Raw genomic sequence first — 18498 nt, 5'->3', positions numbered from 1 at the left:
ATCATAAAAGAACTTAAGAATAGTACCGGTTTTCGGGTTTTGCGTTGTTTTCTAAATAGCGGGACAGTAATTGGGTTTGCTCCGGGCTTAGATTTATCCACTGCTCGGTGATGGCGCGCCCGGCCTTCAGGTAGACTGGTTTTGCCCTTTCGTAACGGTTTACTAAAAGGAAATACTGCAGGTTGCCAAGGGCGAATTTCCGGTAGAAGCCATCGGTATCAAAATCGAAGGTGCCGTAGTTATAGGTGCGGTCGATGTGATTGGCCGTGCCGGCAATCCGCAGGCCGGTGTGGCCAAAAATTGTATAGAGTTCATTGCCCGGTGAGGCAGTGATGAGGCCGAGCTGTGCCTCTGGTCAAAGCTCTTCTTGCTGGGCTGACAGAGAGAAAAATAGAACAGACAAAAGAACCGGAACGAGAAAACCTTTCTTCATCAAAAAGATCTTGTACAAATTAATTTGAGTTTACTTTCTAGGCCTGTTTATCCAAAAACCATTCCTGGGCTTCTTTTACCGCCTGTTTAATAACTTCACCTTCGGAGCCATCGCCCTCCTCCATCATCCGGTTGGCAATTTCCAATGCTTTTTCACGCACCTTTGGATTTAAATCCTTCAGGTCGGCACCAAAATCTTCAAAGGTCCATTTCATAAACGTCACCAGTATGATGTGGGAATATTTTTAAAAAAGGCTCACTTAGGATTTGTATCCCAACAGTCGCAGCGCATTGAAGACCACTACCACCGTTGATCCTTCATGGCCAATAACCGCCCATCCCATGCTGAGGCCGAGAATCGTAGCGGGTACAAGCAGCGCCACCATACCCAGACTGATCCATAGGTTTTGCTTAATAATCGATTTGGTTTTGCGACTCAGTCCGATAGCGAACGGCAGCACGGAAATCTTGTCGGCCATCAGGGCCACATCGGCGGTTTCCAGTGCCACATCAGAGCCCGCGGCCCCCATGGCAATACCTACGGTGCTGTTGGCCATCGCCGGAGCGTCGTTGACCCCGTCCCCGACCATCGCCACATGGCCTTCTCCTTCCCGCAGCTGTTTGATCGCCTCCACCTTGTCTTCCGGCAGCAGATTGCCTTTGGGATCGTCGATACCGATTTCCTTGGCTACAGCATCGGCTACCCGCTGGTTGTCGCCGGTAAGCATAATCAGGTGAGTCAGCCCCATACTGCGCAGCTTTTGAATGACCTCCTTAGCATCCTCCCTCGGGGTATCCATCAGCCCCAGAATACCCAGGTAGCGGTTGCCGCTGCGCACCACCATAGTAGTCTTGCCTGCCCCCTCCAACTCCTCTACCTGTTGTTTGAGGTCATCAGACAGTTTTATGCCATCGGCCTCTTCAAATAATTCCAAATTGCCGATGTGGACCAGCGAGCCGTTCATTTTGGCCTTGACGCCCCGGCCGGTAATGGATTCCAGATCCTCGGCCTCCGGCAGATCAGCACCATGTAGTTTCTCTTTACCGTCACGGACCACCGCCCCGGCCAGCGGGTGATCGCTCAGGCTTTCGACAGCCACGGCGGTTTTTACCAGTTCATTTTCGTCAATGCCATCAAAAGTAATCACATCAGTAAGTCTTGGTTCCCCCTCAGTGAGCGTTCCCGTCTTGTCAAAGGCCAGCGCCTTGAGGATGCCAAGGTTCTCCAGCGGTCGCCCCCCTTTGATGAGTACCCCGCTGCGTGCCGCACGGCCTACGCCACTGAGTACCGCGCTGGGCGTAGAAATCGCCAGCGCACAGGGACTGGCCGCTACCAGCACCGCCATCGCGCGGTAAAAACTGGCCGAGAACGGTTCATTGATTACCAGAAAGGCAAAGTTCAATACGACCACCAGCATGAGTACGGCAGGAACAAAATAGGTTTCAAATTTATCGGTAAACTGCTGAGTGGGTGACTTCTGGGCTTCGGCTTCGTTGACCAGCTTGATGAGCCGCGAGAGCGTGGAGTCTTTGGATAGTTTGGTCACCTTCACCTCCAAGCTGCCGTTGCCGTTGATAGTGCCGGCAAACACGCGGTATTTATCATCAATAGAGTCAGCGTCTTGGTCCACCGCCTCGGGATCCTCATACTCCATCTTATCTACGGGCACGCTTTCTCCGGTGATGGACGCTTGGTTCACGCTGCTATGGCCGTTAATGACCACCCCATCGGCCGAAATTTTGCTGTTCGGTTTAATCACAATCACCTCTCCGACCTGCAGCTCTTCTACCGGTACTTCTTCGGTGGTTCCGTCTATTTTTCGAAGGGCGGTTTTCGGCGCCAATTCCGCCAGTCCCTTGATGGCCTCTCGGGCCCGGCCCATGGCATAGTGTTCCAGGGAGTGGCCGAGGCTGAACAAGAAAAGCAGCAGGGCCCCTTCAGCCCATTCGCCGAGGATGGCTGCTCCGATGGCCGCTACCAGCATCAGAAAGTCAATCTCAAAATTACCGGCCTTCACTTCGGTGTAGGCCTCCTGGACCAGGTAGTAACTGCCAAAAAAGTAGGACCCTACATACAGGACCAAAGATACCCAGCCGGGGACCCCGCCGGCAAAGGAGAGCCCAAAGCCAACCGCGAGCAGCCCCCCGCAGATCAGCGAAAAGATCAGCTCCGTTTTCTCCCCGAAGATGCCCCCATGGTCGTGGGCATGGGCGTGTTCTTCCTCATCGTCATGAGCGTGATCATTGCCGTGGCCATCATCTTCGTGACTATGCTCGTGATCGCCTTCATCCGTATCGCCGGATTTATCTTTTTCATGCTGTTGGGCATCGGTGTGTTGAGGGAAATCAGGACTTTCAGGATGTTCTTGTTTTTGTTCTTCAAGCAGGGATTGGTTATCGGAATGGCGCTGGGCCGGGGCTATTTCCAGGCTGGCTGATTCATCATCGATGGTCGAATCAAGCTCATTTTGGCGCCCCGGGGGATACGGATGCCCATCCGAGAAGCTGTTGGAAAGCTGCTTGATTGTCAACCCCATTTCTTCAATCGATTCCAGCAGGCTATGGTCATTTACCATGCTCCGATTATATTCCAATTGTATCCAGCCGGTAGCCCCGGCATAGGCACTAACAACCCCCCTTAACTTTTGCAGCCGCCGTGTGATCGTGCGGGCATGACGGGGATGACGGATACCCCGGACTTCCAGCAACAGGTGCCCAAAAGTATCCTGAAGCTGAGCGCCCGCCTGACGGGCCATATTTTTTATATGCCGAAGAGAAATTATCTCGGGATTAAAGTGGATGCATACTAGTGAATCCTCTTCCTCCCTTTTTATATGTACCCGGTGTATTCCTTCCCGGCCCTCAAGTGTTGTGATGAGACGGTAGACACACTTATCTTCTACATCAGGAATATCCGGTAGTAATATGGGCAGGTTAATCGTTAATTTATTCATCCGTTCCTTCATGTGATTTACGAATCCAATTCCATGCGCTCCCCGCATGATCGAGGGAAAAGAATTGTAATTCTTCGTTGAACAGGGGGTTCAACAGCTGCGTGCCCCATTGTTGCCACTTTGCCTCCCCTATGATAGCAATGCGATCAAACGAACCGATATATTCGGCATCCAGCCGAAGATCTTTCCAGAACGCGGCGGCATCTTCCCAGCCCTTAAAGTTTTCCATAACCAGGATTAAATGGGGATCATTATGTTGGGAGACATGTTTTTTTAATACAGGCACAAGATCATTCAAAACACCTTCCGTTAGTTTATCGGTTACCTGCAAGGCCAAAACACCGTTTTGCGATTCATTATTATTAACCGTAAGCATGGTAAAACGCCTTTAATTAAACTTGCTTCACTTACATAATACACGTTAAACACAGAACAGACTTGCAGGTTTATGTAAAAACCGTGCAGAATTATGAGGAAACGGGAAAAACCGCCTGATTTGCAATCAAGTTAAACACATAATCCGTACCTTACCTTATGTAATCCGAACTGCCTCAGACTAATAGCCTATGAGCTATTCAAATAATCGATATAGTCCCGGCACGCAATTTTCTGTTTTTCCGCCGGCCGTCAAGCATCTTCTGATTATAAACGGGGTCTTCTTTTTAGCCCTGAACACGCCGGTTATCGGCGAGTTACTGTTTGCCTACGGAGCATTATGGCCCGTTGGCTCCGGACAGTTTGAGATCTGGCAACCCGTTAGCTATATGTTTCTGCATGCTGGGTTAGGCCATATCTTTTTTAACCTGTTTGCGCTTTGGATGTTTGGCCAGGCCATCGAAAATTACTGGGGAACCAACCGGTTTACTATTTATTATTTTGCAACGGGCATCGGAGCGGGCCTTATACAGCTCTTGGTCGTCTCTTCCGGCACCCCCACGGTTGGCGCTTCGGGGGCGGTTTATGGGATCTTGTTGGCCTTTGGCATGATGTTTCCCGACCGATATATTATATTGTTAATCCCCCCAATCCCTATAAAGGCAAAATATTTCGTTGCCATTTTTGGGGTGATTGAATTGGTAAGCGGCCTTACCCGCACTGATTCGAACGTGGCCAACTTTGCCCACCTCGGTGGCATGGTGTTTGGTTATGTTTTAATCAAGATATGGGGACTCAAGGGAGAGAATCATCATTCAATCTGAAAAAAGCGAACTATTTTTTGCGTTTATCAGGCTATACGAAAGGTCAACCCCGATAATAGAACCTTTAGGTCCAACTTTTTTTGTAAGTAATCCAAATTTGAACCCTGTCCCGCACTTTAAATTCCAACAGGTAAAATGACCAGAGCGAAGCATCATATACCACAGTCCACCTGTTGTATATGGTTTTGATTTCCTCCGTAGATAGCATGCGTGGTTTCATAGAACCTCCGGGATTAAAAATTGCATTTTTTTAAACGACTAAATCCATTTTTTCAATCAGCTCTAATAAAACCGCTTCCTGTGTAATATACCTGTTAAACTCTAAAAAGATCCATCCGGTGGGAATTACCCACACATTCATAACGCCCTTAAAATTATTGAGAAGAGTCGTTACGGCCTGCCGGTGGTTCTGGTCTCGCACTGCCCGCATTCTAATCCACAGATGGCCAAAGGTATCATCCAGTTTACCAGCCGTCTGGGTTGCGATATGTTTTATTTGGCTTGCCGAAATGATATCTTCATCAAAGTAAATACAAAGTTCTGGACCTGGTTCTTCTGTATCCAGTCGGACCTGCTTAATTCCATTTCTTTTTTCGAGACTGCCCTTTAAACGATCAATGCACTGATCCTCGGCATTGGCCACCTGATGCAGTACATCGCTGATATCAAGCACTAATGTATTCATATAATTTGATGGTTTTACAATGTTTTAAGCCAGTTTAAAAATGAACTGTTACCCAGGTTATGGTTCCGTTTGCACCTGCTTCTGCTCCGATAAATCAAACGGCTCCTGTTCTTCGGCTTCGAAATCTGGGCGGCGGCTGAGTACAAGGTAACCCAACACGCCACTGACCAGCGAACCGATAAGAATGCCGACTTTTGTAAACTCCAGTAAGGTGGGATCAGTAAAAGACAAGCCGGCAATAAACAGTGACATCGTAAACCCAATGCCCGCCAGCAGGGCCACTCCGTACACCACCTTCCAGGTTTCTTTTTCAGCGGACAATCCGGAGATGCCCAGTATGGTAAGCAGCCAGGTAGCTCCGAAAATACCGACCTGTTTTCCAATGAATAATCCAATCGCTATGCCCCAGGTGAGAGGCGATATTAAGGCCTGGCTCATTACGTTAGGGTCAAAAATAACCCCGGCATTGGCAAAAGCAAACAGTGGCATGATTACAAAATAGACTGCGGTATGCAGTTTATGCTCCAGTCGGTGCAGCGGCGATTGCGCATGCTGTACGGTCTCATCCATATGGTGCAGGGCCTGTTCCCTGGTCACCGGCAGGTCCTCATCGGCTGCTTGTTTAAAAAGATCAAAGCCTTCTTGGGCATATTCTTTTAACTGGTCCAGGCTCCAGCCCCGAGCGGCCGGTAGGGCAAATCCCAGCAGGACCCCGGCTATCGTGGAGTGGACTCCGGATTTAAGCACCGCAACCCACATGATCCCCCCTACCAAAAGATAGGGCGCCAGGTTATTGACGTTTTTGTAGTTAAATAGCAATAATACCAGCAGGCATAGACCAGCAACGGACAGCGCCGCCATGCTTATCTGTTCGGTATAGAAGAAGGCGATCACCAGCACGGCAATGAGATCATCCACGACGGCTATGGCCGTGACAAAAACTTTAGCCCACACCGGCACCCGGGAACCCAGCACCGCCAACACGCCGATAACAAACGCAATATCGGTAGCCATGGGAATGGCCCAGCCGTTCATAAAATCCGAGCCGCCGTTGAGCCCCCAAAAAATGAGGGCCGGCACGAAAGCTCCCGCCATTGCGGTAATAACGGGAAGAAGCGCCGATTGTAACGTCGAAAGCTCCCCGTACTTCAGCTCCCGCTTGATTTCCAGTCCGACCAACAGGAAAAAAATCGCCATCAGTCCGTCATTAATCCATTCGTGAACCGAGTGTTCAATCACCAGCGAAGAAAAGCCGATGGTAAACTCTAACTCCAACAGGTGCTCATACCATTTATTAAGTGGGCTATTGGCTATGACAAGGGCTGCTACCGTTGCCAACAGGAGCATCAGGCCGGCCGCGGAATCTTTTTTAAAAAAATGAAGAACAGAGGTATAACGTTTTGAACTTTGCACGGTTCCTAATTATTATTAATGGCCATTTTGAATCATAAAAAAGCACCGCCGCGGTCAAACAGCGGTGCCTGCCAATTTAACGCTTAGGGATTATGATGAAATGTATGGAGTAATCATATCACAGTACCACTTCATCAAAGCGCATAGGGATAAGGCTATTGTGTGATAGCCTCTGCTGGTAAGTTGTTGATTATGTGAGGGTAACTCTTGCATTTTTATGATCTTCTTGTGCATTATTTTGTTATAACCGGTCGATGGAGATACGCTTATTTTCTTTGATGTCTCTGAAATGCGAGGGGGTTAGCCCGGTTTCTTTTTTAAACTGCCTGGAAAAATGCTGCTGGCTGCTGTAGTCTAACCGATAAGCAATTTCTGCCATGGTGTGCTCCCCATAGACAATGAGCTCCTTGGCCCGTTCAATCTTTTGAAGGATGTAAAATCGTTCAATAGAGTTTCCCTCTACATCGGAAAACAACCGGCTGAGGTGCTGGTACTCTTTATGAAGTCGATCAGATAGATACTGTGATAACGTGGTATCCAATCGCTTACCATGGTGTATGAGGCCTATAATTAGATGTTTGATTTGTTCGACTAGCTGGCTGCTTCGATCGCTCACAATTTCAAAGCCATTTTGGTGGACAACCTCCCATAATTCAGTGAGCTCTTCCTCATCAATCGGCCGGGCGAATTCTATCCGCCCCAGTTCAATATGTTTGATTGGAAACCCAGCGTCCACCAACTTCGCCTCGAGCACTTCCCCGCAATGTTTGCACACCATATTTTTTATGTGAAAATAGCTATCATTCATCATTGTCAGCTTAGGATATAATATAATGAGGCAGGCGTTGTCCAGAGCCACCTCAAAATGGTCGGGTTATGATGCTGTACTACCGGATTACTGAACAACGAGTTTCCCTTTCATTCCTGCTGCAAAGTGGCCGGGAAACGTGCACAGATAATTATAGTCGCCGGTTTTCTCGGGGACGGTAACCGTGACCTCAACCGTCTCTCCCCCGCCGGCAAGCCCGGTATGGGCAATGATATCATCGGTTCGGCCTTCGGGAATGTACTCACTACTTTTGGCTTTCATTGCTTCTTTTGTGAAGCTGGCCGGATCAATCCCCAGCTTCAGCAGCACCCAGTTATGAGCCATGGCCGTGGCGGGAAGGTCGCTCACGGTCGTGAGGCGAATACGCAGCTTCTCCCCGGGCGTGGCCTCAATAGTCTGAAGCAGCAGATAGGAATCGCCACCGGAGGTTTTGATGGTTTCAGCCGTTCCCAGCAGCTTCCCTTCTTCCTTCACCACATATTTCATCTGGTCCACACCAATAATATCAATGGTTCTTATCTCCTGGGTTTGTGCTTGTGTCTCCTGTGATTGAGGTTGTTGCTCTCCGCCGCCGCACCCAGCCAGAAAAGCCAGTAAGAGCAGCATGTAGGTCAATAAATGCATAATGACGATGATTTGAGGTTAGTATTGAAGATTAAGGTAATGTGTTAGTTCTTTCGTACTATCTGTCCTTGCGGGGTAATGGTTTCCCCGGGCCCCGGCGGGCGCTTAGGGAATCGGGTAATCGAAACATCCGGATCCCGGTCCGCCGGCACATAATGGGCATGCGATCCTTTGGATACTTTGGTGTAAGGCTTGGGGTTAAAGGCGCCCAGCGCATCGGCCATGGCAACCCCCGCCAGAATCAGCATTACAGCGACAACTACATATTTAAGTCTGTTTTTAGAAGCCATAGCAGTTTCTTCTAATCTGATATTATTTCATAGCGTACTGATAAAGCTACCGCTGTGGTCAGGCAGGGGCAGCCCGCAGGATAGTGATGGAGGTTACGCAGGAATAGTTTCAGCATGATCACCGATCCTGGGTTTGAGTAAAAAAAGCTGCCGCCACCGTCAGGTGGCGACAACCCGGGGTTGGCTGGACTACCTAACGGATGATCTCCTCATCCGTTTCCCCTGTTCGAATGCGGACGCCTTGTTCGACATTTGAGACAAAGATTTTTCCATCACCATGGTTTCCGGTTCGTCCCTTTTCAGTAATAACGGTGATTATTTCATCCACGCGGCGGGCAGGTACTACGGTCTCCAGCTTAATGCGCTGGACCAGCTGGGCCGGGCCTTCTTTAGGGTGCCCCCAGCCGCGCACGTCACTCAGCGTAATACCGGGCGCATCGGGCAAATTTTCAATGGCGTCAATAACATAGTCAATCATGTTGGTTCGGATAAACGCTTTAATTTCTTTCATAATGGTATGTGTTTAATCCCTCAGACCGTTTGGCAGCCCGAGGGAATTTAGGATTACAGTTCTGCGTGGCTGACCGGTTCGGCAAACCACTTGTAGATGGTTGGCAGCACTACCAGCGTAAGCAGCGTAGAGGTAAATAGCCCACCCACGACGACGGCCGCCAACGGGCGTTGCACGTTAGAGCCGATATCATTGGCCAGTAGCAACGGGAGTAGACCCAGACCGGTCGTTAAGGCCGTCATAAGCACCGGGCGAAGCCTGAGCAGGGATGCCTGTACCACTGATTTCTCCATTTCCATGCCCTCCTCCCGGAGTTGGTTGATATAGCTGACGAGCACCAGTCCATTGAGTACGGCAATCCCGAAAATGGCAATAAAACCGACCGCTGCGGGGACAGAGAGATATAGCCCGGAAACCCAAAGGGCAAAGATACCCCCAATGGTCGCAAAGGGAATATTCAGGAAAATAAGCACCGCATAGCGCCAGCTGCCAAAGGTCGAGAACAGCATGAAGAAAATAAGGCCCAGGGTAATAGGCACAACGACCATCAGCCGGCTCATGGCTCGCTGCTGGTTTTCAAACTGCCCACCGTATTCGGTAAAATAGCCCGCCGGCAGGTTCACCTGTGCTTCTACTTTCCTGCGGATTTCACTGACCACGCTGCCCATGTCGCGGCCCCGGACGTTTAACTGCACGTAGGTTCGCCGGCTGGCTTTGTTCCGGGATATCTGCTTGGGTCCGGTAAAGACTTCGACATCAGCAATTTGAGAAAGGGGAACAAGTGCGCCTTTAGCTGTTCGTATGGGGAGCTCGCGAAGTTGATTGATTTGGCTTCGCTGGCCCTCTTGCAGGCGCACAAAGATGTCAAAGCGGCGGATGCCCTCAAATACCTGTCCGGCCACTGAGCCACCGATGCCGGTTTCTACGGTATTCAGGAAGTCGTTGATGCTGATGCCCAGCCGCGCGAGCTGCTCGCGGTCGGGGCGAACCAAAATCTGGGGTTTCCCGCCCTGCTGTTGGGCGCGTACGTCAACTGCCCCTTCCACGCTTTCGGCCACAGCGGCAATTTCCTGTGCTTTCCGGGCCAGCGTATCCAGATTGTCCCCGTACAGACTGGCTACTACCTGGGCCCGAACGCCACTGAGCAGCTCATCGGTGCGTAGCTGAATGGGCTGAGAAAAGTTAGAAGCCACTCCCGGCAGATCCTCAGTTAGTTTTTGGGCCATAGCCGACTGCAATTCTTCGTAGTCGCGGCCTTCGTCCCACTGGTCCAGTGGCTTAAGATCTACCACATTAAAGATTACATTCACCGGTTCGGGATCCCCCCCGACTTCCGCGCGACCAACCCGCGAATAGACGCCTTCTACTTCCGGAAAGGTCTGCATGGATTCCTGCAGGCGTTTGGCATACTCTTGGGTCGTCGGCAGGTTGGCGCCCGGCGGCAGTACCGACCGCACCGCAAACGTCCCTTCCCGCAAGGTCGGCTGAAACTCGGTGCCCAAAAACGGAAACAGGGCCATGCTTGCGGCAAACAACACCAGCGCCGCCCCAAATACCATCTTTGGATATTTAGTACTTTTTTCAATCAGCGGACGGCTTACTCCCTTCACTTTACGGACCAGCCACGGTTCCTTATCCATTCCTTTATCCGGGAGGATATAGCTGGAAATGATGGGAATATAAGTCAAAGCCAGAAAGATCGCTCCGGCCAGGGCAAAGGTGATGGTGTAGGCCAGGGGCTTGAACATTTTACCTTCAACGCCCTCCAGGGAAAAGAGCGGCAGAAACACGATGATGATAATGCTGGTGGCAAATACGACCGGTCGGATGACCTCGCGTGCGGCCTCCCCTACCACCCGTAGAAGGGATACATTTTGCCCTTTGCGTTCCTCAAGGAGCCGGTACGTATTCTCCACAATCACGGTGGCACTGTCCCCGATCATGCCAATGCTGATGGCAAGCCCCCCCAGACTCATTAAGTTCGCTGATATGCCCATCAGGTTCATCCCAATAAAAGCAATAAGAAAGGCAATCGGCACGGTTGAGATAATAATGAGCGTAGACCGCACATCGCCCATGAAAAAGAACAGCACCACCAAGACTAAGATAGCCCCGATATACAAGGCGTTGGTGACCGTTCCCACGGCTTTGTCTACCAGTTCCCCCTGGGAGTAAAAGGTCTCCATCACCATGCCCTCGGGCAGGGCCTTATTAATGGCATCCACTTTCTGGTCTATCTGGGCCAGCAGATCCTGGGTATTGGTACCGATGAGCTTGAGGACGAATCCGCCGACCGATTCTTCCCCGTTGGCAATCAGTGTCCCCCGCTTTATCTCCGAGCCAAAGGTAACCTCGGCCAAGTCTTTGACATAGACGGGGGTACCATCCTGGTTGGAAACAATGATATTACGGATGTCCTCCAGTCCCTTATTATGGGAATCAATCCAGCCATACCCGCGGACCAGATACTCTTCCCCCCCGCGTTCCAAGAAGGAGGCCCCCACATTTCGGTTATTGGTATTGATGGCTTGCTCCAAATCCTTAAGCGTCAGACCGCGAGAGACCAGGGCGTTCATATCGGCATTGACCTGGAACTGCCGGACATCCCCGCCCAGCGAAAGCACGCCGGTGACCCCGGGCACGGTCCGCAGCTGTGGCTTTACGATCCAGTCCTGGGCCGTGCGACGTTCCATCAGGGTGTTATCAGCGCCTTTTTTATTTTTTACTTCATACATCATCACCGTCCCAAGGCCGGTGGTAATAGGGCCAAGCTGAGGATTGCCAAGGCCGTCTGGAATCTCATTTCTGGCCTTAGCAAGCCGCTCCATGACCAGGCGGCGGGCAAAGTAGATATCGGTGCCCTCCTCGAAATAAATGTTGACTCGCGAGAGCCCAAAGATGGAGGTGCTTTGCACGCGATCCAGTTTCGGAAGCCCATACATAGAAATCTCAATGGGATAGCTAATTTGGGTCTCCACGTCCACCGGCGAAAGTCCGGGGCTGGAGGTAAACACCTGTACAAGCGGGGGCGATACATCAGGAAAGGAATCGATGGGGACTTCCTGAAAGGAAAAATACCCATAGACCCCTACCGCCGCAACCATCAAAAAAATGGTCAACCTGTTTTTAAGTACACGATCAATAATCTGTTCAAGCATAATTCAACATCGATTTAAAATTCATTAGCAATTGAAATGGTTGCCCGTAATGTGCCTTCTAATGCCCGTGCGAGGCGCTACGGGTTTGGGCGGTTAACGCTGATTTTAAGTCAAAAGCGCCAGCGGTTACGGCCTGGTCTCCCGGTTGTAGCCCGGAAAGCACCTCCACAAGCCCTTCATTTTCTGCTCCCAGCCGGACCGAAACGGGTCGGAAACTGCCCGCTTCTCCGCCGGGGACAAACACCCTGGATTCGCCCTCAATGGTTTGTACGGCGTCCACCGGTATCATGGCAATGCTGCGCTGCCGGCCGGTCTGAATGCGAGCCGTACCGAACATCCCGGCCCGAAGTTGTCGGTCCGTATTTTTTAGGGTGGCCCGTATGGGCATGGTGCGACTGTCTTCTTCAAGGGCGTAGGAAATCCAGTTTACGGTCCCTTCAAACGTTTCATTGGGGATGCTCCGAACAGAAATGTTCACCGTTTGACCCGGCTCGATATACCGGATGTCTTGTTCATAGGCGTCAATCATCACCCACATTTGGGACAGGTTCGCGACATGAACTGGCGTTTCACTGGAGCTCACCGTTTGGCCCGGCGAAAGGTTACGCTCCTGGATGACGCCATCAATAGGACTGCTAATATAAAACCGGGAAAGCGGCTGGTCACTTCCGGCTTCAATCTGTTGAATATCGGTTTGAGACAGGCCGTAGAGCCGCAAGGCTTCAGCTGTAGCATTCAATTCAGCCCGGGCTTCTTGATAGTTGGCCTCAGCTTCGAGCAGTTCGGCCTGGCTGGATATTTGCTGCTCATACAGCGACTGCTCGCGCTCATAACGGGCCTGTTCCGATTTCAGGCGCGCTTTCAGGCGCAGGAATTCGGCTTTGGTTTTGCCGAGCTCTACGCTGCTCATTAATGCAATGGGTTCCCCGCGGGTTACCTGCTCACCCAGATCTTTAAGCACCTTGACAACCTTGGCTTCAAGACGGGGACCTACTTTGGCAATGTTATCCAGATCGTAGGTGATATTGGCCGGTCGGGCTATAGTCGAGGCCGCGCTGCCGGAGTTCAGGGTTTCTACATTGATCCCGAGGCTTTGGCGTTGCTGCTCAGTTAAGTGCACCTGGCCGGTATGGCCCCCTCCCTCCTCCTGGTGTTGGCCACCGGATTCGGAGCTGTGCTGCCCTTCCTCTGAGGAATGGTCGCCGGACCCTTCTGTGTGTTGCCCGTCTTCTTCACTATGTTGCTGCTGGGCGGATTGTGAAGTTCCATTTTCGGTACTACTTGAACCACAACCGGTTATGATTCCTCCGGCTATAAAAATTCCTACTATGGTTATATATATAATTGATTTCTTCATGATAGGTAATGCGTTAAATCATTAATTGGATGGTATGTCAGAAAGCGGGGTGCCGATCAGTCGCTCGATTTCGGCTACGGCCCGATTATATTCAGCTAATGCCTGAATGTAGCGGGTGCGGCTGGTAAAAAGCGTACGCTGGGCATCCAGCACCTCCAGGTAATCAAACTTCCCCTGCCGGTAACCGGATTGAATACCCTTGAAAGCAGATTGTGCGCCCGGCAACACCTCTTCCTGCAGCTGTTGTAGCTCCTGATAAGAGGCTTGCAGCCGGTTATAGGCTTCTTGCAGGGCCCGGGTTACTTCTGTAACCGCCGCCTGTCGCTGTGATCGGCCGCGCCAAATTTGGTATTTAGCTGCTTTAATATCGCCTTGATTGCGATCGAAAAGGGGGAGCGGTATGGAGATTCCCACGACCGCTGCTTCGGCCCCCACATCTTCGAAGCGTTTATAGCCGCCGCTAATGGTAGGGTCAGGAATGCCTTTGGCCCGCTCTAATGCCAGCCTGGATTCCCGCTGCTGCATCTCAGTGGCCCATCGCGCTACGTCGGGATTACGCGAGATATATTGGGCCAGCGAGGAGTAGGCTGGTAAAGAATCGGTTTTGGCCAGCGTTCCGGCCAGTCCTTCGAAGGCAGGCTGTTTGTTTCCCCAAAAGGAGGCCAGGTTGCTGCGGGCGGTCTCAAAAGTGCTGCGCGCATTTTTCAGGTCGATGCGGACCCGGGAAAGCTCAACCTTAGCCCTTGTTGCAGCAATGGGAGAAACTTTTCCGGCGTCCACCTGGGCAGAAATAGAATGAAATAGCTCTTCTGCCAGGGTAACCAACGCTTGCTGCTGGTTCCACTGCTGTTGGGCTTCCAACGCCGAAATATAGGCTTGTGTGACGCCAGTAAGCACGTCCAGGCGCTGGGTTTCATAGTCCCAGCCCGCCAGCTGCCTGTTGTATCCGGCCAGGCGTTTGGCTTTGAGGCGATCGGCGCCCAGCAGGATTTTTTGTCCGAGCCGGATGGTGATTTCACGATTGTCCAGGCCCTCAAAGGGGCCGCTGCCGCCAACGTTTTCCATTTCGGCCTGCAGACGGGGATTAGGCAGTAGCGAGGCCTGCAGTCGCTCGGCTTCCTTCGCGCGAACCTGCCAGCCATAGCTTTGCAGCCGGGGATTTTCGAGCAGGGCTTTGGAGAGCGCATCCGAAAACGTGAGGGTATCTGATATCGTTACCGTTGATGCTGTATCCTGCGGGGCTACGTTTTTATTTAGGGCGGGAGATTGCCCGTAGTTTTGGTCTCCCAAGGTACTTTCCGAGGGTGGTTCAATAAGGGTCTGTTCGCTGGCGCATCCGGCAGCAAGTACAAGCATGCCGAGGACCAGCACGGTTTTTAAAAATAGTTTCATGTATTCCAGCCAATTTTTTGCTGTTATAGAGGGGCAAGCAGCACCGGCAGGATATAGTTATTCCTTAGCGGGTGCCTTGCTTGCAATGAAGAAGTGATCTAAAAAGGGCTGGAACTACTTAGTGGTAGAGAATGCGAACAACGGTTGTTAGCGAGGCTGTTATGGCATCCTCGATTAAGGGAGGGGCGTATGAAACAAGGTGAAATACTCGTGATTGCGGGAGATGTTCAACCTTGCTATACAGAATACCGTCAAGAACCTTGAGCGTGCGATCCTGATCGAACCGCGTCGTTCGTTGTTCTTTGGAACAGGTCGCTGAAAAAGCGAGATCGCTGTGATGGCTTTGACCGGTATGGTAGGTAGAGGCGTTGGTATCGTGATGGGGCTCGGCATGCATCATATCCTCCGAGGGGATCGAAAGAAAAGAACCGGCGACCGACTCGATATTGACATCGCCATTTTCCTCAAAACACAGAACCAGAGCATCTGCGATGCCGTGGATACTCAGGAAATGCAGACTAAATAAGAAAATAAGCGCTGCAGCTATGCCTTTGGTACCGGTTCGATATGTAGATCTAATGGTTTTGATAGGTACAATCGATTTTATTAGACCCTATTATAGAGAATAAATCACAAAATTAAAAGAGTGCTATTTGAACGGGGTTCATCTTTGCCGTTTGCTTCATGTGTTGGGCCATGATCAACATTTTCACGTTCAGCCGAGTCGTTCGGTCAGCTAATGATCTTTTATGTGACTCGTGTAATATTATTATTGCGACCCGTGGTATACCTACTTTACATAACCGGGGCTTATATGACAGATATGGCTGCGGCCGCCGGGGGCGGCCATCGGTTTTCGCTTCTCAAAGGAGGAAAGAAGGGATTCCCTTTTTTCTCCCTTACCTTTGTTCACAGCCTCTAAACACCTTCCGTTTTGCCCGTAATAGCCAAAGCCCTGGGGATGGACCATTGCTCCCCGGGAACAACGCTCCGGCACCTGTATCCCGTTGTAAAGGCACCTACCGCCGAGGTCCATAAGAGGACCGCTCGCGGCCCGTGCTATATTATTCACTAAGAAGCTTTTTTAAGCAAATTTATTTTAAACTGCCTGTCCATATTAATCCAATTTAGCACTTTTGGTCTTTTTTACTCCCGAAAGTAAAATAATCAAAAACGCTTCTCTCGCCGTTTAAACATATATTACAGGCCAAAATTACCAATTCCCATTATTTTATTTTACGTGTCCAGTGATAACTTCATACTTTGTTCCTATTGGCAAATATTCAAATATTGGTATAACCTTTTGATATACATGTATTTATAATGATCGCCTTTGTTCCTTATTATGTTCCTTTTGCAGAAATTCTAATAGGAACAAAAATCTTTTGCATTGATACCGAGAGACAACCACTTTTATCAAAATTGATAGATCCCCTTCCCTATTAACTATTGGGTCCAGTGAAATAAGCTTAAAAGATAGTTCATATATTTCTATTACCGTAGTCAAGTTACATCAGGAATGTGTTGTGAATTGCCGAATATCCCTCCCTTTTTCATAAAGCTTCCAGGCATGTTATGTCAACATATTATATCAACAACTGCCGGTTGCTATGATGCATAATATCGGCACATAATACGAAGTTTGTATTTAAACTGATTATTTAAGAACATAGAGTCCTGCATCCCAATATTATCATGTACGAGGCTTGTTGATATAATTATAGGTTAGTACGCTAAAAAAATCTGACAGCTTGAGCACTGAAACAATCACATTAATTATAGCAATCTGGGGTGCAATAACTGGTTCTATTGCTCTTTTTATAAAATTCAGCAGATTTATTAAGGATAAGCCAGATTTATTAATTACTCCCAAATATGAGTACCAGTTTCCAGAAGTTGAACTCCCTCCTTCTGTAAAATTTCGTATTAAAATTGCAAATAAAGGAAGGCGACCTATTTCAATTGCCAAAATTTTTGGCATATATAGATCTAATAAATGGTGGGAAAACTTCTTTGGAATCAATGAAGACCAGAGAAAATATTATCTAGGCAAAGGTTCTTCAAAAGAATTAACGGAAGGAAAATCACAAGAAGTCCTTATAAAAACAGATCGCTTGCCTAAAAACTATAATATTGGGAAGATATATAAGGTATTAGTTTACGATGAAACAGGTAAGAAATGGTACTCAAGCTCCAAATTTGGGCAAAAAGAATTTAATTCCTTCTATAATGCTGAAGAATTAAAGAAAAATGAACTTGAAGAAAACGACCATAGGTTTCAAATTAAACTTTGGGATATAGGGAGCAAATATCTCTTAATCAACAAGTTTTCAATTTCAGGAAGAGTCAGATATTCTAAATACTTTTTTAAAAATGAAAACAAAGCTAGTAAAAAATATGAAGCTATGAACCATCAAGGTGATCAGTTTATTTCAGGTTCTTTAAGCCTTGATGAAATAAAATTTTAGCGGACGTGCCTCGCCCATACCTGCTGGTTTTGCATTACTTAATTTCTGTAGTACATTTTGTTATTTAAATCAACGTTGGCCTGCACGCAGCATATGCGCATGGTCATTATACACAAATAAATAAACATTAATAACAAAATGCCATCAATACCGAAAGCTTTCATTTCTTATTCTTGGGATAGTGAAACCCATAAAAAGTGGGTTAAAAGCCTCTCAAAAAAATTGAGGAAGAAAGGTGTCGACGTAACCTTAGACCAATGGGAAACTGCGCCTGGTGATCAACTACCGGAATTTATGGAGAAAGCAATAAGAGAAAATGACTATATACTTGTCGTCTGCACTCCTCGTTATAAAAAGAGATCTGATAATCGAGAAGGGGGAGTTGGGTATGAAGGCGATATTATGACTGGTGAAGCTTTATCAAATAGAAATAAGAAGAAATTTATACCTCTGATTCGAAAAGGTGACAAAGAAAAATCAATGCCAACTTGGTTGAAAGGTCGCTATTTTATTGATTTTAGAGATGAGAATCAGTTTGAAAGATATTTTTCAGACCTTCTTGTTACGATTCATGGTGAAAGAGAAAAAGCACCACCTATTGGTGAAAAGCCCAACTTCAAAGAAAAAACTGAACACAAACAAAAATCTAAAAAAATAAGTAACGAGGATTTTTCATTTGATCCAATTGAAATTGAAGGTGTCGTAGTTGATGAAGTAACAAGTCCCAGAAATGATAACACCAGAGGAAGCGCCCTTTACAAAATACCATTCAAACTAACTCGTAACCCTTCCTTTGATTGGTCAGAGTCTTTTATAAGATATTGGGACAGACCACCAAGATATACATCCATGCATAGACCCGGAATTGCAAGTGTAATAGGAGATAAAATTATATTAGATGGAACTACTATTAAGGAAGTTGAAAAGTACCACAGAGACACACTTCTGTTAGCAGTTGAAGAAGCTAACAAGGAGATTAAGGCAAAAAGGAAACAAGAATGGAATCAAAAGAAGAAAGAGAAAGAACAAGAAGAAGAGCATAAAAAAAACATAAGAAATATCTCCGACAGATTGGATTTCAATACATAAGTTGAAGTAGTCACGATGAAATCTGACAGTTTAGTTAGATTAGAGTATCCAACAACCTAATCACTAAACGCAGACTCACCATGACTACGCAAGACAA

The 18498-nt window shown here is 48.6% G+C and carries 18 protein-coding genes; 4 read left to right on the top strand and 14 right to left on the bottom strand.

Annotated elements, in window-relative coordinates:
* Positions 1-13: 13 nt before the first annotated feature.
* From FN808_RS19490 to FN808_RS15415, 4 genes are all read right to left on the bottom strand, one after another.
* Entirely contained in the window at positions 14-334 is a 321-nt protein-coding gene (locus FN808_RS19490; RefSeq protein ID WP_142715575.1) for a lipoprotein N-acyltransferase Lnb domain-containing protein, read from the bottom strand.
* A gap of 136 nt (positions 335-470) precedes the next feature.
* Positions 471-647 carry a hypothetical protein gene (locus FN808_RS18965; RefSeq protein ID WP_185958440.1) on the bottom strand — a complete coding sequence of 59 codons (177 nt, stop codon included), beginning with the start codon at positions 645-647 and terminating at the stop codon, positions 471-473.
* 45 nt (positions 648-692) lie between these two features.
* Positions 693-3386 (bottom strand): heavy metal translocating P-type ATPase, encoded by a 2694-nt coding sequence (locus FN808_RS19370; protein ID WP_142715511.1) that lies wholly within the window; start codon positions 3384-3386, stop codon positions 693-695.
* A complete protein-coding gene (locus tag FN808_RS15415) occupies positions 3379-3762 on the bottom strand; it encodes a SpoIIAA family protein (protein WP_142715510.1) in 384 nt (127 codons plus the stop codon). The genes FN808_RS19370 and FN808_RS15415 overlap by 8 nt, the downstream gene beginning before the upstream one ends.
* Before the next feature lie 190 nt (positions 3763-3952).
* Here FN808_RS15415 and FN808_RS15410 point away from each other — a divergent pair, with 190 nt between their 5' ends.
* On the top strand, positions 3953-4585 hold the full coding sequence (locus tag FN808_RS15410) for a rhomboid family intramembrane serine protease (protein ID WP_142715509.1): 633 nt from the start codon (positions 3953-3955) through the stop codon (positions 4583-4585).
* Positions 4586-4835: 250 nt separating this feature from the next.
* Here FN808_RS15410 and FN808_RS15405 read toward each other — a convergent pair whose 3' ends face one another.
* The 10 genes from FN808_RS15405 to FN808_RS15360 all read right to left on the bottom strand — a co-directional run bounded on the left by FN808_RS15405 (position 4836) and on the right by FN808_RS15360 (position 15244).
* On the bottom strand, positions 4836-5270 hold the full coding sequence (locus FN808_RS15405) for a hypothetical protein (protein WP_142715508.1): 435 nt from the start codon (positions 5268-5270) through the stop codon (positions 4836-4838).
* A gap of 57 nt (positions 5271-5327) precedes the next feature.
* Positions 5328-6683: a Na+/H+ antiporter NhaA gene (gene nhaA / locus FN808_RS15400; RefSeq protein WP_221930073.1), complete on the bottom strand. Its 1356-nt coding sequence runs from the start codon at positions 6681-6683 to the stop codon at positions 5328-5330.
* 241 nt (positions 6684-6924) lie between these two features.
* Positions 6925-7461, bottom strand: a complete 537-nt coding sequence (locus FN808_RS15395; RefSeq protein ID WP_246068374.1) for a helix-turn-helix domain-containing protein — start codon at positions 7459-7461, stop codon at positions 6925-6927.
* A gap of 117 nt (positions 7462-7578) precedes the next feature.
* Positions 7579-8136: a plastocyanin/azurin family copper-binding protein gene (locus tag FN808_RS15390; protein ID WP_142715507.1), complete on the bottom strand. Its 558-nt coding sequence runs from the start codon at positions 8134-8136 to the stop codon at positions 7579-7581.
* A gap of 44 nt (positions 8137-8180) precedes the next feature.
* Positions 8181-8426 carry a hypothetical protein gene (locus FN808_RS15385; protein WP_142715506.1) on the bottom strand — a complete coding sequence of 82 codons (246 nt, stop codon included), beginning with the start codon at positions 8424-8426 and terminating at the stop codon, positions 8181-8183.
* A gap of 193 nt (positions 8427-8619) precedes the next feature.
* A complete protein-coding gene (locus FN808_RS15380) occupies positions 8620-8937 on the bottom strand; it encodes a P-II family nitrogen regulator (protein ID WP_142715505.1) in 318 nt (105 codons plus the stop codon).
* A gap of 53 nt (positions 8938-8990) precedes the next feature.
* Positions 8991-12095 (bottom strand): efflux RND transporter permease subunit, encoded by a 3105-nt coding sequence (locus tag FN808_RS15375; protein WP_142715504.1) that lies wholly within the window; start codon positions 12093-12095, stop codon positions 8991-8993.
* A 58-nt stretch (positions 12096-12153) separates the two neighbouring features.
* Positions 12154-13452 (bottom strand): efflux RND transporter periplasmic adaptor subunit, encoded by a 1299-nt coding sequence (locus FN808_RS15370; protein WP_142715503.1) that lies wholly within the window; start codon positions 13450-13452, stop codon positions 12154-12156.
* Between the two features lie 21 nt (positions 13453-13473).
* The gene (locus FN808_RS15365; RefSeq protein WP_142715502.1) at positions 13474-14844 is read right to left on the bottom strand and encodes a TolC family protein; all 1371 of its coding nucleotides are present in this window, start codon (positions 14842-14844) and stop codon (positions 13474-13476) included.
* A 118-nt stretch (positions 14845-14962) separates the two neighbouring features.
* Positions 14963-15244, bottom strand: coding sequence for a hypothetical protein (locus FN808_RS15360; RefSeq protein ID WP_142715501.1), 282 nt, complete (start codon positions 15242-15244; stop codon positions 14963-14965).
* Between FN808_RS15360 and FN808_RS19365 the strand changes: the two genes are divergently transcribed.
* From FN808_RS19365 to FN808_RS15350, 3 genes are all read left to right on the top strand, one after another.
* Positions 15236-15370 (top strand): hypothetical protein, encoded by a 135-nt coding sequence (locus FN808_RS19365; RefSeq protein ID WP_281280783.1) that lies wholly within the window; start codon positions 15236-15238, stop codon positions 15368-15370. The two genes, FN808_RS15360 and FN808_RS19365, sit on opposite strands and share 9 nt — an antisense overlap.
* Before the next feature lie 1225 nt (positions 15371-16595).
* Positions 16596-17312 (top strand): hypothetical protein, encoded by a 717-nt coding sequence (locus FN808_RS15355; protein WP_142715500.1) that lies wholly within the window; start codon positions 16596-16598, stop codon positions 17310-17312.
* Positions 17313-17450: 138 nt separating this feature from the next.
* Entirely contained in the window at positions 17451-18401 is a 951-nt protein-coding gene (locus FN808_RS15350) for a toll/interleukin-1 receptor domain-containing protein (protein WP_142715499.1), read from the top strand.
* Positions 18402-18498 lie beyond the last annotated feature (97 nt).

This window comes from Fodinibius sediminis, from assembly GCF_900182555.1.
In the GTDB taxonomy this organism is placed as follows: Bacteria; Bacteroidota; Rhodothermia; order Balneolales; family Balneolaceae; genus Fodinibius; species Fodinibius sediminis.
This window is presented reverse-complemented; position numbering and strand designations above follow the sequence as displayed.

What these genes read in the sequence shown, in the direction of transcription:
- FN808_RS15380 (WP_142715505.1), bottom strand. Translation starts at nt 8,937, where the DNA reads ATGAAAGAAATTAAAGCGTTTATCCGAACCAACATGATTGACTATGTT.
- FN808_RS15395 (WP_246068374.1), bottom strand. Translation starts at nt 7,461, where the DNA reads ATGGTGTGCAAACATTGCGGGGAAGTGCTCGAGGCGAAGTTGGTGGAC.
- FN808_RS15360 (WP_142715501.1), bottom strand. Translation starts at nt 15,244, where the DNA reads ATGATGCATGCCGAGCCCCATCACGATACCAACGCCTCTACCTACCAT.
- FN808_RS15410 (WP_142715509.1), top strand. Translation starts at nt 3,953, where the DNA reads ATGAGCTATTCAAATAATCGATATAGTCCCGGCACGCAATTTTCTGTT.
- FN808_RS15385 (WP_142715506.1), bottom strand. Translation starts at nt 8,426, where the DNA reads ATGGCTTCTAAAAACAGACTTAAATATGTAGTTGTCGCTGTAATGCTG.
- FN808_RS15370 (WP_142715503.1), bottom strand. Translation starts at nt 13,452, where the DNA reads ATGAAGAAATCAATTATATATATAACCATAGTAGGAATTTTTATAGCC.
- FN808_RS15375 (WP_142715504.1), bottom strand. Translation starts at nt 12,095, where the DNA reads ATGCTTGAACAGATTATTGATCGTGTACTTAAAAACAGGTTGACCATT.
- FN808_RS15405 (WP_142715508.1), bottom strand. Translation starts at nt 5,270, where the DNA reads ATGAATACATTAGTGCTTGATATCAGCGATGTACTGCATCAGGTGGCC.
- FN808_RS15415 (WP_142715510.1), bottom strand. Translation starts at nt 3,762, where the DNA reads ATGCTTACGGTTAATAATAATGAATCGCAAAACGGTGTTTTGGCCTTG.
- FN808_RS15365 (WP_142715502.1), bottom strand. Translation starts at nt 14,844, where the DNA reads ATGAAACTATTTTTAAAAACCGTGCTGGTCCTCGGCATGCTTGTACTT.
- FN808_RS18965 (WP_185958440.1), bottom strand. Translation starts at nt 647, where the DNA reads ATGAAATGGACCTTTGAAGATTTTGGTGCCGACCTGAAGGATTTAAAT.
- FN808_RS19370 (WP_142715511.1), bottom strand. Translation starts at nt 3,386, where the DNA reads ATGAATAAATTAACGATTAACCTGCCCATATTACTACCGGATATTCCT.
- FN808_RS15350 (WP_142715499.1), top strand. Translation starts at nt 17,451, where the DNA reads ATGCCATCAATACCGAAAGCTTTCATTTCTTATTCTTGGGATAGTGAA.
- FN808_RS15390 (WP_142715507.1), bottom strand. Translation starts at nt 8,136, where the DNA reads ATGCATTTATTGACCTACATGCTGCTCTTACTGGCTTTTCTGGCTGGG.
- FN808_RS19365 (WP_281280783.1), top strand. Translation starts at nt 15,236, where the DNA reads ATGCATCATATCCTCCGAGGGGATCGAAAGAAAAGAACCGGCGACCGA.